Annotated in this window: 14 protein-coding genes; 8 read left to right on the top strand and 6 right to left on the bottom strand. The window is 65.2% G+C overall.

Going from position 1 to position 14891, the window contains the following annotated elements:
- Positions 1–7: 7 nt before the first annotated feature.
- The 5 genes from tilS to K3181_RS12200 form a co-directional block, all read right to left on the bottom strand.
- Positions 8–877 carry a tRNA lysidine(34) synthetase TilS gene (gene tilS, locus K3181_RS12180; protein ID WP_282099806.1) on the bottom strand — a complete coding sequence of 290 codons (870 nt, stop codon included), beginning with the start codon at positions 875–877 and terminating at the stop codon, positions 8–10.
- A 70-nt stretch (positions 878–947) separates the two neighbouring features.
- Entirely contained in the window at positions 948–1853 is a 906-nt protein-coding gene (locus K3181_RS12185) for a tetratricopeptide repeat protein (protein WP_425594552.1), read from the bottom strand.
- A gap of 108 nt (positions 1854–1961) precedes the next feature.
- Positions 1962–2792: a helix-turn-helix domain-containing protein gene (locus K3181_RS12190; RefSeq protein WP_221603365.1), complete on the bottom strand. Its 831-nt coding sequence runs from the start codon at positions 2790–2792 to the stop codon at positions 1962–1964.
- 141 nt (positions 2793–2933) lie between these two features.
- On the bottom strand, positions 2934–5204 hold the full coding sequence (gene ptsP, locus K3181_RS12195) for a phosphoenolpyruvate--protein phosphotransferase (RefSeq protein ID WP_221603366.1): 2271 nt from the start codon (positions 5202–5204) through the stop codon (positions 2934–2936).
- 71 nt (positions 5205–5275) lie between these two features.
- Positions 5276–5431, bottom strand: coding sequence for a YdcH family protein (locus K3181_RS12200; RefSeq protein WP_221603367.1), 156 nt, complete (start codon positions 5429–5431; stop codon positions 5276–5278).
- A gap of 166 nt (positions 5432–5597) precedes the next feature.
- Here K3181_RS12200 and K3181_RS12205 point away from each other — a divergent pair, with 166 nt between their 5' ends.
- Together K3181_RS12205 and K3181_RS12210 are read left to right on the top strand one after the other, a co-directional pair.
- Positions 5598–5807: a YdcH family protein gene (locus tag K3181_RS12205; protein WP_221603519.1), complete on the top strand. Its 210-nt coding sequence runs from the start codon at positions 5598–5600 to the stop codon at positions 5805–5807.
- A gap of 43 nt (positions 5808–5850) precedes the next feature.
- Positions 5851–6354 (top strand): DUF1465 family protein, encoded by a 504-nt coding sequence (locus K3181_RS12210; RefSeq protein ID WP_345725497.1) that lies wholly within the window; start codon positions 5851–5853, stop codon positions 6352–6354.
- Here K3181_RS12210 and K3181_RS12215 read toward each other — a convergent pair whose 3' ends face one another.
- Complete coding sequence (locus K3181_RS12215) at positions 6355–7818, bottom strand: glycerol kinase (RefSeq protein WP_221603368.1); 1464 nt, start codon at positions 7816–7818, stop codon at positions 6355–6357.
- 62 nt (positions 7819–7880) lie between these two features.
- Between K3181_RS12215 and K3181_RS12220 the strand changes: the two genes are divergently transcribed.
- The 6 genes from K3181_RS12220 (at position 7881) to K3181_RS12245 (ending at position 14887) form a co-directional block, all read left to right on the top strand.
- Positions 7881–8753: an MBL fold metallo-hydrolase gene (locus tag K3181_RS12220; RefSeq protein ID WP_221603369.1), complete on the top strand. Its 873-nt coding sequence runs from the start codon at positions 7881–7883 to the stop codon at positions 8751–8753.
- Entirely contained in the window at positions 8738–9427 is a 690-nt protein-coding gene (locus K3181_RS12225; protein WP_221603370.1) for a DUF4230 domain-containing protein, read from the top strand. Before K3181_RS12220 ends, K3181_RS12225 begins: the two co-directional genes overlap by 16 nt.
- Positions 9428–9511: 84 nt before the next feature.
- Positions 9512–10294 (top strand): hypothetical protein, encoded by a 783-nt coding sequence (locus K3181_RS12230; RefSeq protein ID WP_221603371.1) that lies wholly within the window; start codon positions 9512–9514, stop codon positions 10292–10294.
- 89 nt (positions 10295–10383) lie between these two features.
- Positions 10384–11370 (top strand): quinolinate synthase NadA, encoded by a 987-nt coding sequence (gene nadA / locus K3181_RS12235; RefSeq protein ID WP_221603372.1) that lies wholly within the window; start codon positions 10384–10386, stop codon positions 11368–11370.
- A 23-nt stretch (positions 11371–11393) separates the two neighbouring features.
- A complete protein-coding gene (locus K3181_RS12240; protein ID WP_221603373.1) occupies positions 11394–13511 on the top strand; it encodes a prolyl oligopeptidase family serine peptidase in 2118 nt (705 codons plus the stop codon).
- 59 nt (positions 13512–13570) lie between these two features.
- Positions 13571–14887 carry a DUF2254 domain-containing protein gene (locus K3181_RS12245; RefSeq protein ID WP_221603374.1) on the top strand — a complete coding sequence of 439 codons (1317 nt, stop codon included), beginning with the start codon at positions 13571–13573 and terminating at the stop codon, positions 14885–14887.
- The last annotated feature ends 4 nt before the right edge of the window (positions 14888–14891 follow it).

Here is a 14891-nt window from a genome sequence, read left to right on the forward strand (position 1 = left end):
ATCACCCTCAGCCGCTGCGGCGCGGCGGTTCGGGCGTGCAGACGTAGACATCCTCCATCTGCTCGATCAGCACGCCGGCGATATTTCCGCGTTTGCTGAACGTCTTGAGAAAACCGATGATATCGCCGTGCGTAACGCTGCTACCCAGCGCTTCGATCGCGCGCGTCAGAAGCCTGGCCGAGGTATCTTGCCAGTTCGTCACCGGCACCGTGATGCGCCCGTCGCCGAGCGAGGCCTTCGAATCCCACAATTGATCTGCGATCGACTGTAAGGTGTTGTCCGCTTCCTCGAGATGCGCGGCCGATTGCGCCAGCGCGAGCGGGTCGATCCAGTCGGCCCGTTCGAGCTCACGGCGGATCCGGACCCGGTCGAAACTCGCATCGCGATTGCTCGGATCCTCGACGAAAGGTAGGTCGAGGTTCGCTACGATTTGCCGCAGCTCAGCCTTTCTAAAACCGAGCAGTGGCCGGATGATCGGTACCGGACACCCTTCCATGATCGTGTAGGAGCGAATTCCGGCGAGGCCTGCTAGGCCGCTTCCGCGGTTCAGGCGCATGAGCAGCGTCTCGGCCTGATCGTCGGCGTGGTGTGCGGTGGCGATCGCCGCCAGCTTCCTCTCCGCTGCCCACTCGCCAAGCGCGGCATAGCGGGCGGCACGAGCACGATCCTGCACATTGCCCTCCGCGACATGCACTGTGAGAATGCTGCACGTGATGCCGCGCGCCCGGCACACGCGCTCGACCAGCGCGCATTCCTCTGCCGCTTCGGGCCGCAGGCCATGATCGACCGTTGCCACCTCGATCATGTCGTCCATCAGATCGTGCGCCAGAGCCAGCAGCGCCATGCTGTCCGCGCCCCCCGAGACGGCGAGACCCAATTTGCCGATGGGTCTTTGCGCGCGGAAACCGGCTTCGAACCGCGCGAGGATCGCTTCGTCTACGAAAGCGTCAATCGCACTTCACCTTGCCACGCACGGCATCGTACTCGCTCTGCAGCCGCCCGGTAGCCAGCGCGGGATAGGTTTCGGAAAATTCGGCCAGCGCGATGCAGGCGCGGCGCGTGTCGTTCATCGCGATCATCGCCTGAGCGAGGTAGAACAGGCTGTCGCCTGCGCGCGCACCGGTCTTGTCTTCCTGATAATTCTTCAGGAACCACGGCGCGGCTTCCTTGGCCTTGCCATCGTCGAGATAGGCGCGTCCCAGCAGGTTGCGCCCATAGGTCGTGCGCCAGTGCTTCGGGTTCTTCTCGACGAACAGCGTGAGCTGCTGCTGCGCTTCGGGATAGAAGCCCGCATCCCACAGACGGAAACCGTAGGAATATTCGTCATCGGCCGGATCGTCGGTTTGCGGTTTGGCGATCGCCTGCACTGCGGCGAGCCGTTCGGCAGTCGGGCCGGCAGGCTTGGTCGTCGATACCGAGCGCGAAGCGCCGGCATTCGTCCCCGATGCAGGCTTAGGCGCGGCTTCGACTATCGCGCTGGCACTCTTCGCTCCTTCGAGCGCCTCGATCCGCTGGGTCAGCAGGCGGATGGTGTTGCCGTTCTCTTCGTTGAGCGCGGTCTGGCGCTGCAACTGCGCTTCGAGCGCGTCGAGCCGCGCGAGAATATCGGTCACCGCGCTCGTCGAGGGGTTCGCCACGGTCGAACGCACCGTGGGCTGGGCGCTGATCTCGGGTTCGAAGAAACGCCCGTCACCGCCCGGAAACACCTTGCGCTGCAGGGCGTGGACCTCGGCTTCGAGGCGGCGCAGGCGCGCTTCGTCATTGCCGTCCTGCGGCAAGGCCGGCGTTGCGCCGGCCAGGAGAGCGACGCCGGCTCCCATCAGGGACAGGTTGCGGGCGAACGATCCGAACATCATCGGTAGGCTCCTCGTGGGATATCCGTAGGTTGCGAAAGTGCCCTAGCCCCGCGAATCTGTCGAGGTCATGAAGCGGGCTTATCCCCTTTCGGGAGGGAGGAGGGTTCAGCCCCCGCTGGCAGGCGGCTCGTCGGCAGCGGCGGACCTTGGGGCTCGCGCGAGCAAGGCGGCGGCGGTGACCGGCACGTCCTTGATCACCTCGTCGTCTTCCGAGAGCTTGGGCACCGGACGGCCCCCGACGGTTATCGCCAGAGCATAGGGCCGGCCCGTCCAGACCTGGGGTCCGTCGGCGTCGGCAGGAATTGTATAGCTGTCGCCCTTGTTCATTTGCGCTTCGTAGAGCCGCTCACCCGCGGCATCGTAGAACTTGACCCAGGTGCCGTCCATTTCGCTGGTGAAGACCACCGGACCTGAGGCGGCCGGTGTCGCGGCCTCGCTTGCCGGCGCGCTCGGCTGCTGCGGTCGCGATGCGACCTGCGTAGCGGGATCCTGCAGCGGCGCTGGCCCGAGGCCCGGCGCGAAATAGCTGCGGTAGAAGGCGTAGATCCCGCCAACGAGCAGGACGGCCGCGAACAGCGCGAACCAGGCCAGACCGCGACCCGGGACACGCGCCGGGTCACCGGGTTCGAACCGGGTCGGAGCAGCGCCGCGATCCTCGCCTTCGGCCAGTTCGATGCGAACCTGATCGACGATCTCCCGCTCGTCGAGCCCGACCAAGCGGGCATAGGTGCGCGAAAAGCCCACAGCATAGGTTCGTGCCGGAAGATCGGCGAGTGCGCCGTTTTCGATCGTCAGGAGATGTCGCTGCGGAATCCGGGTTTCGGCGGCAACCTGCGCCAGCTCCAGTCCTGCTGCTTCGCGCGCACGCTTCAGCCGCGCGCCGACACCGCCGGCTTCGACCGCCGGTTCTTGTTCAATGGATTCGTCGTCGCTCATGCGGTCCCCGAATAATGCGATCCCGCGGTTTTCCCGCCTTTGGTCTTGACGCAGGAAAAGCGAACCCGCGGCACGCCTGTCAAGCATCCATCATAGCACAGCTGCCGACTACCGACGAGAAGAGGCGGTTTCGCGACGAAATCAGTCAAGGTCGATGTCGTGCTCGCTCGCCCAATTCTGCAGGGCACTGCGCATGTCGGGTGGCGGCGCAGCCAGCCAGCGCGACATCTGCTCGGTCAGTTCGACGAGATCGACCTTGCGGACCAGCTCCTTGATCGGACCGACTGCCGCAGGCGTGATCGAGAGCCGGCGATAGCCGATACCGAGCAGCGCCAGCGCCTCGAGCCGCCGCCCGCCCATCTCGCCGCATACGCCGAGCCTGACATTGTGGCCGACCAGCGTTTGCGACACCCGCGCCAGAAAGCGCAGGATCGCCGGGCTCAGCCAGTCATAGCGCGCGGCCAGCTTGGGGTTGGCGCGGTCGGCGGCGAAGAGGAATTGCGTCAGATCGTTCGTGCCGACCGAGATGAAGGAGAGCTTCGGGGCCAGCACGTCGAGCACCTCGGCGAGTGCGGGCACCTCGAGCATGCAGCCGTATTCGATCGTTTCGGGGAGCAGCTTGCGCCGTTCACGCAGGAAGGCGAGCTGGTCCTCGAACACCCGCCTGCCCGCATCGAATTCCCACGGCTCGCTGACCATCGGGAACATGACCGACAGAGCGCGCCCCGCCGCCGCTTCGAGCAGCGCCCGCGCCTGCGCCTTGAGCAAGCCCTCGCGTTCGAGCGAGAGCCGAAGGGCGCGCCAGCCCATTGCCGGATTCTCGTCGCGTTCGGCCACGGCATTATCGAGATAGGGCACCGCCTTGTCGCCGCCGATATCAACGGTGCGGAACACCACCGGCTTGTCGCCCGCGGCATCGAGCACATCGCGATAGAGGCGCATCTGCCGGTCGCGCTGTGGCAGGGTCGACGAGACGAGGAACTGGAATTCGGTACGGAACAGTCCGACCCCGTCGGCGCCGCTCATTGCCAGCGCGCTGATGTCGTCGCGCAGGCCGGCATTCATCATCACGGTGATGCGCGTACCGTCGCGGGTGAAAGGCTCGACGTCGCGCAATTCGGCATAGGCCGCCTGCTTCTCGCGCGTGCGGGCGAAGCGCGTCTCGAAGGCGTCGAGCACCTGCTGGTTGGGGCGCAGGGTAACGGTGCCCTTGTCGGCATCGAGGATGACTTCGTCGCCTTCGGCCACGCGCGTACGGATCCCGGTGACGCGGCCGAGCACGGGCACACCCATGGCGCGCGCGACGATCACCACATGCGCGGTCAGCGAGCCTTCCTCGAGCACGACACCTTTCAGGCGGCGGCGATCGTATTCGAGCAGTTCTGCCGGTCCGAGATTGCGCGCGAAGAGGATCGTGTCGCGCCTGAGGCCCTGTGTCGCGGCGGTCCCGAGCTGGCCCGAGACGATCCGCAAGAGGCGGTTGGACAGGTCCTCGAGATCGTGCATCCGGTCGGCCAGCAGCGGATCGTCAATCTCGCGCATGCGCATGCGCGTGCGCTGCTGAACCCGCTCGATCGCAGCCTCGGCGGTCAGCCCGCTGTCGATCGCCTCGTTGATCCGGCGGCTCCAACCTTCGTCATAGGCGAACATCTTGTAGGTCTCGAGGACCTCGACATGTTCGCCGCCCTTCCCGAATTCGGGTTCCTTGGCCATCGCATCGATCTGGTCGCGCATCTTGTCGAAGGCGCGATAGACCCGCTGGCGTTCGGCCTCGATATCCTCGGCCACGACCTGGTCGATCTCGATCCGCGGCTGGTGGAACACCGCCTGCCCGGCCGCGAGGCCTTTTACCAGGGTCAAACCTTCGAGCACGTCGTTCTCGATATGCGCGATATCGAGATCGATCGCCCCTTCGTCGTCGACCAGTTCCTTATGCGCGATCAGCTCGGACAGGACCATGGCGGTGGTCTGCAGCGCCTCGATCTCGACATCCTCATAGCGGCGCGGTTCAACGTGCTGGACGCACAGCACGCCCACCGCGCGCTCGCGATAGACGATCGGCACGCCGGCAAAGGAGTGGAACTTTTCCTCGCCCGTTTCCGGGCGATAGGCGAAGTCGGGATGCGCCTTGGCCTCGGCCAGGTTCAGCGTCTCGATGTTGTTGGCGATGGTTCCCGTGAGGCCCTCGCCGACGGCCAGCCGGGTGACGTGGACCGCTTCGGGATTGAGGCCGCGCGTCGCGTAGAGCTCGAGCGCGCCTTCGCGCAGCAGGTAGATCGAGCAGACTTCGCTCGTCAGGCTTTCGGCTATGATCTCGACCACGCGGTCGAGCTTGTGCTGGGCATGGGTGCGCCCAGCCATGACCTCGTGCAGGCGGGTGAGGATCTGGCGGGCGGAGGCTGCGGCTGACATGGCCGAAGCCTATAGCAAATAAGTCGAAATGCGGAAGCGGGACACGGGGCCCCGCTCCGCAGTTTCCGCAATCAGCAGGAAGCGAGCTCTTCCTTGATCCGGAGCTTCTGCTTTTTGATCTGCTGGATCATCGCGATGTCGGGCGCCGGCCTCGTCTGTTCCTGGTGCAGGCGGGCTTCGAGACCGGCATGCTTGGCTTTGAGCGCATCGACATGGGATGATTGCATCGGAGTAGTCTCCTTTACGGTTGTACGACCTCAGGAGCGACTCGTGCACAAGCGCGGAACGAGCCGCAGACCAAGTATCAAACCACAGGATTGATAATTTACAAAGCGCCGAGTTGGGGGCATGCGGCAGGTCGGTCGCGACGGGCGACAATCGGGAATTGGCGGCGTGAACGAACAGGAATTGCGCAAGAGACTGGCACTGCTGCGCAGCGAACACCGCGATCTCGACGTGGCGATCGCGGCGCTGGGAGATGCCGGCGCGGAGCGCGGCTTCGTCGACCAGTTGCAGATGGCCCGACTGAAGAAGCGCAAGCTGGCGCTGAAGGATCGCATCGCCGCGATCGAGGACCTGCTGCTGCCCGACATTATCGCCTGAATCCCTATTGTCTCGCTGCCTGGCGTTTCACTGCGGGACGGGCGTGGTAAATCTGCTGGCCGCCCGTCGCGACGATGCGTACGGCATTCCCATGCCTGCTCGCGATCTCAACGAAGAAGTCATCGAGGACCTCTACACCGAAGCGCTCGTCCTCGCCGACGACGCGCGCGCTGCCTTCGACCTGCGGTTCACCGAGCGGAGCGCAAATCCGGACGATATGACGCGCGTGGCCCTCTCCATCGAAGGCCTGCGCACGACGACGCGGCTGATGCATGTTCTGGCCTGGCTGCTCAACCAGCGCGCTTATCTCGCCGGCGAACTGACCGAACAGCAGATCGCGCGGTGCGGCGCGCTGCCCGAGGAACGGGCGAGCGACGCTGACAATCTCGCGCGGCTCGAGCCGGCGACCTGCGCCCTGATCGAGGAAAGCGAGCGACTGCATGCACGCGTTGCCCGGCTCGATCGCGACTGGCGGATCGATCGGATCGCGGCTCCGCCCGTGGCCGCGCTGCACGGGCGCCTCGCCGAGGCCTTTGCCGTCGGCTGATCAGGCGGCAGCAAGCGCCTTCGCGTAACGCGAAAGTCGAGCGCTCCGAACCGCATCCGCCATCTGCGGAGCAAAGCACCGTGTCCCGCCGCGCATTGCCTGAGCGGCGACCTCGAGGCTTGCGTGCATGCCGCAGCCCACGGCCGCAAGCATGGCCGCCCCGAGCGCAGTGGTCTCGACGAAATCGGGTCGTTCGACTTCGAGATCGAGGATATCCGCGAGGTCCTGCGCCATCCAGTCGTTGGCACTCATGCCGCCGTCGATCCGCAGCCGCGACCATGGGGCGCCATCGGCGGCGAAGGCGCTCGCAAGATCGTGCGTCTGGTGCGCCATCGCCTCGAGCGCGGCGCGCGCGATCTGCGCCCGGCCGCTGGCGAAACTGAGGCCCGAAATGACCCCGCGCGCTTCGGGTGCCCAATGCGGTGCTCCTAGACCCGCGAGCGCCGGAACGATCACGACCTCGCCGCTATCCTCGATCGAACGCGCCAGCGCCTCGGTCTCCGACGCGCTGCCGATCAGGCCGAGCTGGTCGCGCAGATACTGGACCAGGCTGCCGGCAACGAAACAGGCCCCCTCGATCGCATAGGTCCTCTGCCCCGCCTGCTGATAGAGCACGGTGCCGAGCAGGCGATTGTCCGATCGCGGAATCTCCTGCCCCTTGTTCGTCAGCACGAAGGCGCCGGTACCATAGGTCGCCTTGGTCTCGCCGAAAGTCAGGCAGCCCTGCCCAATCGTGGCCGATTGCTGGTCGCCCGCAAGGCCGCAAATCGGGATGGCCGCGCCGAGACAATCTGTTTGACATTCGGCCAGCCGGCCATGCGTGTCGACCACTTCGGGCAAAGCGGCGCGCGGCACGCCGAAGAGTTCGCACAGCTCCTCGTCGAACTGCGCCCCGTCGAGCGCCAGCAAGAGCGTGCGGCTGGCATTGCTCGCATCGGTGAGATGCGCCCCGATCGAGAGCTTGTAGACCAGCCAGCTTTCGACCGTCCCGAAGGCCAGCGTGCCCTTCCCGGCCGCGCGGCGCACCACTTCGTCATGGTCGAGCATCCAGCGCATCTTGGTGCCCGAGAAATAGGGATCGAGCAGCAGGCCGGTGCGCCGCTGGACTTCCGCTTCGTGACCATAATCCTTCATGCCAGCGCAGAATTCGGCCGTGCGGCGGTCCTGCCAGACGATCGCGCGCGCCAGCGGTTCGCCAGTCTCGCGGTCCCATGCGACCACCGTCTCGCGCTGGTTGGTGATGCCGATCGCGGCAATCCGCTCGGGTGCCTCGCCCACGACTTCGCGAGCGCAGGACAGCGTCTTCTCCCAGATTTCGCCCGCATCGTGCTCGACCCAGCCGGGCTTGGGATAATGCTGCGTCAGTTCGGCCTGCGCGACACCCTCCAGCGTCCCATCGGGCGCGAAGATCATCGCCCGGGTCGACGTGGTTCCGGCATCGAGGACGAGGATACGGTCGGCCATGCTCTCTCCCTTGCAGATGGCGGGACGTGACATGGCGCAGCCTTGTCCCCATATGCAAGAGCATGGCAGGACCTCCTCCCAAACCTTGGCCCACCGGGCAGGCGATGCAGCTCGAGCCGCTGGTGCGGCGCGTGCTCGCTCCCAACCCCTCGCCCTACACCTATACCGGTACGCAGAGCTACATCGTCGGTTTGGGCGATGGCTGCGCGGTGATCGATCCCGGACCGGACGATCCGGTGCACCTGTTGGCGCTGGATGCGGCAATCGGCGAGGAGCATGTCTGCGCGATCATGTGCACGCATACCCACCGCGACCATTCCCCCGCAGCGAAGACGCTCGCCGCACGCACCGGCGCGCCAATCGTCGGCTGCGCCCCGCTGGTGCTCGACGACAGCGGCCCACGCGCCGATGCGGCCTTCGACCGGACATACGAACCCGACCGCGTCATGGAAAACGGCGAGGCGATGACCGGCCCGGGCTGGACGCTCACCGCCGTTGCCACTCCGGGACACGTATCCAATCATTTGTGCTTCGCGCTGGAAGAAAGCGGTGCATTGTTCACCGGCGATCACATCATGGGCTGGTCCACCAGCGTCGTTATCCCACCCGATGGCGACATGGGCGATTACATGCAGAGCCTCGAGAAGCTCTATGCGCGCGAGGACCGGGTCTATTATCCCGCTCATGGCGAAGCGGTGGACAAGCCGCGCCAGCTGGTGCGCGGGATGATCGGACACCGCCGCCAGCGCGAGAGCCAGATCGTTCGCCACCTCGGCGAGGGCCCGCACACATCGGCAGATTTTGTGCCGAAGATGTACAAGGGGCTCGATCCCAAGCTCCACAAGGCGGCGGAGATGTCGGTCACCGCGCATCTCATCGATCTGGAACGCCGTGGGCTCGTCGCCCGTTCGGGCGATATATGGCAGACGATCTGAAAACCCGCGAACCCACTGTCCAGCCCGAGCTGCAACGCGACCAGCCGCTCGCCCGCGTCCAGGCACTCCCGTGGTTGATCGTCATCGTCCTCCTCGCCGCAGTCGCATGGCTGGGATGGCGGGCTTTCTTCTACGAGGAAGAAGGCGATCCGGTGGGCAGCGCCATGCTCGCCTTCGAGAAGCAGAATTCGCTGACAGTCTTCTCGTCGCGCTTCGAGGTGGTCGCCGAGAGCGTCGACCGGCGCGGCGTGCTCAATCTCGACCTGCTCGAAAGCCGCCAGGCCGCGATCATCCCGGCCACCGTCGAATACCGGCTCGATCTGTCGAGCATGGATCGCGACCGGTTCGAGTGGAATCCCGAAACCGAAACGCTCTCGGTCGAACTCCCGACGTTGCGCATCTCGCGCCCGAATCTCGACGAAGCGGCGCAGAAGACCTTCACCGAAGGGACCTATGTCAGCCGCGATGCCAGTGCCGACCTGGCCCGCAACAATTCGCAGCAGGCAGAGCGCAAGGCGGCCGAATTCGCCAAGAACCCCGAAGTGCTGGCGCTCGCCCGCCAAGCCGCGAAGGAGGCCGTGCGGCAGAATCTTGCGATCCCGATGCAGGTTGCAGGCTATGGCGATGTCAGGGTAGAGGTGCGTTTCGACGGAGAGCAGATTCCAGACCGCTAAACGGTACTTTCCTCCGCCTTTGGATCGCAGTATTAGACATGCAATACACCGGACAATGCGGGTCGCGCATTGTGGAGGGAACTCATGGCTACGATTGCTGGGGGCGGTCCGCGCCCCGTTACGGATGTTGCGGAGCGCCGCTTTTTCCTGATCATGGCGCTGACCATGGCGGCGACGATCGTCGCAGGCTTTTCACTGAACCTGGCGATGGGCCGGTCGAGCTTCGCCGTACCCCTTCCCTACCACGTCCACGCCGTGATCTTCATGTCGTGGATCGGCCTCTACCTTGCCCAGCACGTGACCGCGGCGAAGGGCAACTGGGGCTTGCACCGGCAAGTCGGTCGGCTCGCTTATCTGTGGGTCCCACTGATGGTCCTCGCGGGCTGCATGATCATGATCACCGTCGCCCGGCGCACCGGCGGTCCGTTCTTCTTCGACGTGAACGAATTCCTCGTCAGCAACCTCGCGCTGCTGCTGTGTTTCGGCGGGCTCGCCTGGTGGGCCCTCAGGCGGCAGCGCCATACCGGCTGGCATCGCCGGCTGATGCTGTGCGCAATGGCGATCCTTACCGGCCCCGGGCTGGGGCGCCTGCTCCCGCTGCCGCTGATGATCCCCAATTCGTGGACGATCACCGTGGCCGCGACGATGATCTTCCCGGTCATAGGCATGGTGGCCGACAAGCGCAGCCGGGGGCGCGTGCATCCAGCCTACTGGTGGGGTCTCGGCATCTATGCCGCGGTGTTCGTCGCCTCCATGGCGGTGGCTTATTCGCCGCTCGGCTATGCCTTCACCGATTGGGTCATCGCTGGGACGCCGGGTGCGGAACGCCCGATGCAGGCCTTCCTGCCGCCGGGCTTTTCCATGTGATCGCCGCACAACCGGACTTGTCCGGAACGCACTCGCCATCGGGCCCGTTCTGTCTATAAGCGCCCAAACGCCAGAGAACGGGATCACCGATGACTGCCGAAACCAAGCTGCCTGCCGGACAGGACTTGCTCTCCGAGATCGATCGCCTCCGCAAGGAGAAGAACGCGATCATCCTCGCGCATTACTACCAGACCGCCGACATCCAGGACATTGCCGACTTCGTCGGCGACAGCCTCGAGCTCTCGCGCAAGGCGGCCGAAACCGATGCAGACGTCATCGTCTTCTGCGGGGTCAAGTTCATGGCCGATACCGCCAAGATCCTGTCCCCTGAGAAGATCGTCGTGCTGCCCGACATGGATGCCGGCTGCAGCCTCGAGGACAGCTGCCCGCCCGAAAAATTCAAGGCTTTTCGCGAAGCGCATCCCGACCATATCGCGCTGACCTACATCAACTGCTCGACCGAGGTGAAGGCGCTCAGCGATATCATCGTGACGAGCTCGTCCGCCGAGACGATCATCAGCCAGATCCCCGAGGACCAGAAGATCATCTTCGGCCCTGACCGGCACCTTGGCGGCTACATGAGCCGCAAGTTCGGCCGCGAGATGCTGCTGTGGCCGGGCGTGTGCATCGTCCACGAGGCCTTCAGCGAGACCGAGCTGCTCAAGCTCAAGGCGCAGCACCCCGATGCGCCGATCGCCGCGCATCCGGAATGTCCGCCCACCATCGTCGACCATGCCGATTACGTCGGTTCGACCAGCGGCATCCTCCAGTTCGCGCAGACCTTCGAGGGCGACACGCTGATCGTGGCGACCGAGCCGCACATCATCCATCAGATGGAAAAGGCGCTGCCCGAGAAGACCTTCATCGGTGCCCCCGGCGCCGACGGCAACTGCAGCTGCAACATCTGCCCCTACATGGCGCTCAATACGATGGAGAAGATGTACGCCTGCCTGCGCGATCTCGAACCGCGCATCGAGATCGAGGAAGGGCTGCGGCTGAAGGCCAAGCAGAGCCTCGACCGCATGCTCGAGATGGCCAGCGGCACGATCGGCAAGGGCGATCTGGGCAAGGTTTGAGAGAACAACAGGGAGAGAATACCATGGTCGCACGTCTGGCGCTGGCCGCCGCGCTCGCACTCACCGCTGCCCCGCTCGCGGCGCAGGATACCGACGCGGACGATCCCTATATCTGGCTCGAGGAAATCCAGGGCGAACGCGCGTTGGCCAAGGTGGACCAGTGGAATGCCGATACCGAGGCGGTGCTGACGGTCCAGCCCGAATATCCCGTGGCCCGGGCCTGGGCGAAGCAGATCCTCGACGACACGCGCCAGATTGCCATGCCCGATGCAATCATGGGCGACCAGGTTACAAACCTGTGGCGCGACGCGGATAATCCGCGCGGCCTTTGGCGCATCGCCAGCCTCGACAGTTACATGGCGGGCACGCCCGAGTGGCGCGTGTTGATCGATGTCGACCAGCTCGGCCGCGACGAAGGCAAGAGCTGGGTGTGGCACGGCGCGAACTGCCTCGCGCCCGATTACACGCGCTGTCTCGTCTCGATCAGCGCCGGCGGCACCGATGCCGACGTGGTGCGCGAGTTCGATATCACTAGCGGCCAATTCGTCGAGGGCGGCTTCACCCTGCCCGAGGCCAAGTCGAACGTCGCCTGGTACGATCAGGACACGCTGTTCGTCGGCACCGACGAGGGCGAGGGATCGCTCACCGATTCCGGCTATCCGCGGCTCGTCAAGCTGTGGCAGCGCGGGACCGACTTCGCGAGCGCCCGTCAGGTCGCCGAGGGCGAACAGGCCGATATCAGCGTTTCGGGCTTCTCCGTGCTCGATGGCGACAAGCGCTGGCGCTTTATCAATCGCAGCCCGAGCTTCTGGACCAACGAATTCCAGCTGGTGAAGGACGACGGCACGACGGTTGCGCTGCCGCTGCCCGAAGATGCCGAATTCGAGGCCGTGCTCGACGGGCATGTCATTGCCAAGCTCAATTCGCCGCTCGCAGCGCGCAATCGAGAGGCGCAGCCGGGCATGCTGGTCGCGTGGCCGCTGGAGGATATTGCCGCGGGCGAAACGCCCAAGCCCCTGATCGTGTTCGAGCCCAGCGAGACCCAAGCCGTCGAAGAAGTCGCCGCATCTGAACACCGGCTGTGGGTCAAGGTGCTCGACGATGTCTCGGGCAAACTGATCGAGGTTTCGCCGGGCGAACCGGGCTGGTTCACGCGCGAAATGGACCTGCCCGACAACAGCACGATCCAGATTGCGGAAACCACCGGCAAGGGCGACACCGCCTTCATCACGGTGGAAAGCATGCTCACCCCGCCGACGCTCTACGCGGTGCCGAGCGAGGGCGCGCCGGTGGCCATCGCCAGCGAACCGGCGCAGTTCGATGCGTCGAGGTTCACCGTCGAGCAGAAATTCGCCACCTCGAAGGACGGTACCAAGGTCCCCTATTACCTCGTCCGTCCCAAGGGCGTCGAAGGTCCGCTCCCCACGCTGATCCACGCCTATGGCGGCTTCCGCGCGGCGCAGACGCCCAAGTATCTCACCGCCGAGCCTTATCGTAGCGGCCCGCTGGCCCTGTTCTGGGTCGAAAGCGGCAACGCCTATGTCCTCGCCAACATCCGCGGCGGGGGCGAGTACGGCCCGCGCTGGCACGAGGACGCGCTGCGCGAGAAGCGCCAGAACAGCTTCGACGATTTCCATGCCGTGGCCGACGATCTCGTCGCCAATCGCCTCACCAGGCCCGGCCGCATTGCCGCCTCGGGCCGCTCGAACGGCGGCGTGCTGGTCGGCGCGGTCGCCAACCAGCGCCCCGACCTCTACGGCGCGATCATATCGGGCAGCCCGCTGATCGACATGCGGCGCTACAACAAGCTGCTGGCCGGTGCCTCGTGGATGGCCGAATACGGCAATCCCGACGTACCCGAAGACTGGGCCTTCATGAAGGAATGGTCACCCTATCAGAACATGAGCGACGAGCCCGGCGTCCCCGCAGCCTTCTATTATCTCTCGACGCTCGACGATCGCGTGCATCCCGGCCATGCGCGCAAGGCCGCCGCCAAGCACGAGGCATACGGCCAGACCTTCTACTACCACGAATACCGCGAGGGCGGTCATTCGGTCGGCGCCGATCACGAGGAAGATGCCAAGCGGGCCGCGCTGCTGCTCGCCTATCTCAATCGCGAGATCGGCAGCGGGGCGGAGTAAGGCACGCAAATGCGGCTCACGCGTTCATCCCCTGACCGAAATTGGCAGGGGATGGGTGCTTGACCGCCGACATACGCTTTTTCTGGGCGCGGCTTAACGCGAATTACTGGTTCTATCCGGCGCTGTTTTCGATCATCGGGGGCGTCCTGGCCTTCGTCATGGTCTGGATCGACCGTGCCGGATTTGCCGAGTTCCTCAACGAGGTCGACTGGATCGTCCCCGCCCGACCGCAGGGGGCCGCGAACATGCTCACCGTGATGGCGGGCAGCATGATCGGGGTCGCCTCGACCGTGTTCTCGATCACCATCGCCGCCGTCGCCTACGCCAGCGGCAATTATGGCCCGCGCCTGTTGACCAATTTCATGGAGGATCGCGGCAACCAGCTGAGCCTGGCGACCTTCATCGGCAGCTTCGTCTATGCGCTGATCGTTCTGCGCGCCGTCCGTGCCGAGGACGAGACGCCTGCGGCGGCAGCCGATGCGGCGGCCACGGCCTTGCCGGGCTTTACCCCGCAACTCTCGCTGCTCGTCGCCTATGCTCTGATGGGGCTGTGCGTGGCGGTGCTCGTCTTCTTCCTCAACCACATTCCCTCGAGCATCCGCATCAACAAGGTGCTCGAGGGAATCGGCGAACGCCTATTCGACGCGATCCGCGAGACCTATCCGGTCGAGGATCAATTCCGCGACGCGCTCCAGCCCAAGGGGGGCGAGGCGCTCACCGCATGGGATACGGGCTATGTGCAGCTGATCGATTTCGACGACCTCGCGCGGATCGCACGCAAATGCGGCGGCACCTTCTCGCTCCGCGTGCGCACCGGGGACTTCGTCCATCGCGACATGCCCTTCATGGATGTCGAGGGGTGCAATCCCGAGGACATCGAGGGCCGCGTACGCGACTGTTTCACACTCGGCTCGACACGCACCCCCGAGCAGGATCCGCAGTTCCTGATCGACGAATTGGTGGAAATCGGCCTGCGCGCCCTGTCGCCCGGCATCAACGACCCATTCACCGCGATCAACGCGCTCCACTGGCTCGGCGCGGCGACGGCCGAGATCGGACGCCGCGATCTGCGCAAGGAGATTTGCGGGCAGGATGGGGAGGGTTGCCCGGTCATTCCCCTCCCCGACGATTTCGACCATTACGTCAGCCGGGGATTCGGCGCCATGCGCAGCGCGGTCGCCGCCTCGCCGATCGCGGCCGAAGTGATGCTCGATACGCTCGCCAATGCGGCGATGCCGATACGCGACGAGAAGCGACAGGCGCTGCTCAAGGAACAGGCCGAAAAGCTCGCCGAGCAAGCGCGCCTCACTCTGGTCGGTCCCGATTTAGAGCGCTTCGAGACCCACCTGACCGAATTCAACCGGACCTTCTGGTAGCGCG

This window comes from Qipengyuania mesophila, from assembly GCF_019711655.1.
Lineage (GTDB): Bacteria > Pseudomonadota > Alphaproteobacteria > Sphingomonadales > Sphingomonadaceae > Qipengyuania > Qipengyuania mesophila.

Excerpts from the sequence above, each read along its gene's own strand:
- ptsP (WP_221603366.1), bottom strand. The coding sequence starts at position 5,204 with ATGTCAGCCGCAGCCTCCGCCCGCCAGATCCTCACCCGCCTGCACGAG.
- nadA (WP_221603372.1), top strand. The coding sequence starts at position 10,384 with ATGACTGCCGAAACCAAGCTGCCTGCCGGACAGGACTTGCTCTCCGAG.
- K3181_RS12215 (WP_221603368.1), bottom strand. The coding sequence starts at position 7,818 with ATGGCCGACCGTATCCTCGTCCTCGATGCCGGAACCACGTCGACCCGG.
- K3181_RS12230 (WP_221603371.1), top strand. The coding sequence starts at position 9,512 with ATGGCTACGATTGCTGGGGGCGGTCCGCGCCCCGTTACGGATGTTGCG.
- K3181_RS12240 (WP_221603373.1), top strand. The coding sequence starts at position 11,394 with ATGGTCGCACGTCTGGCGCTGGCCGCCGCGCTCGCACTCACCGCTGCC.
- K3181_RS12225 (WP_221603370.1), top strand. The coding sequence starts at position 8,738 with ATGGCAGACGATCTGAAAACCCGCGAACCCACTGTCCAGCCCGAGCTG.
- K3181_RS12200 (WP_221603367.1), bottom strand. The coding sequence starts at position 5,431 with ATGCAATCATCCCATGTCGATGCGCTCAAAGCCAAGCATGCCGGTCTC.
- K3181_RS12190 (WP_221603365.1), bottom strand. The coding sequence starts at position 2,792 with ATGAGCGACGACGAATCCATTGAACAAGAACCGGCGGTCGAAGCCGGC.
- K3181_RS12220 (WP_221603369.1), top strand. The coding sequence starts at position 7,881 with ATGGCAGGACCTCCTCCCAAACCTTGGCCCACCGGGCAGGCGATGCAG.
- K3181_RS12185 (WP_425594552.1), bottom strand. The coding sequence starts at position 1,853 with ATGTTCGGATCGTTCGCCCGCAACCTGTCCCTGATGGGAGCCGGCGTC.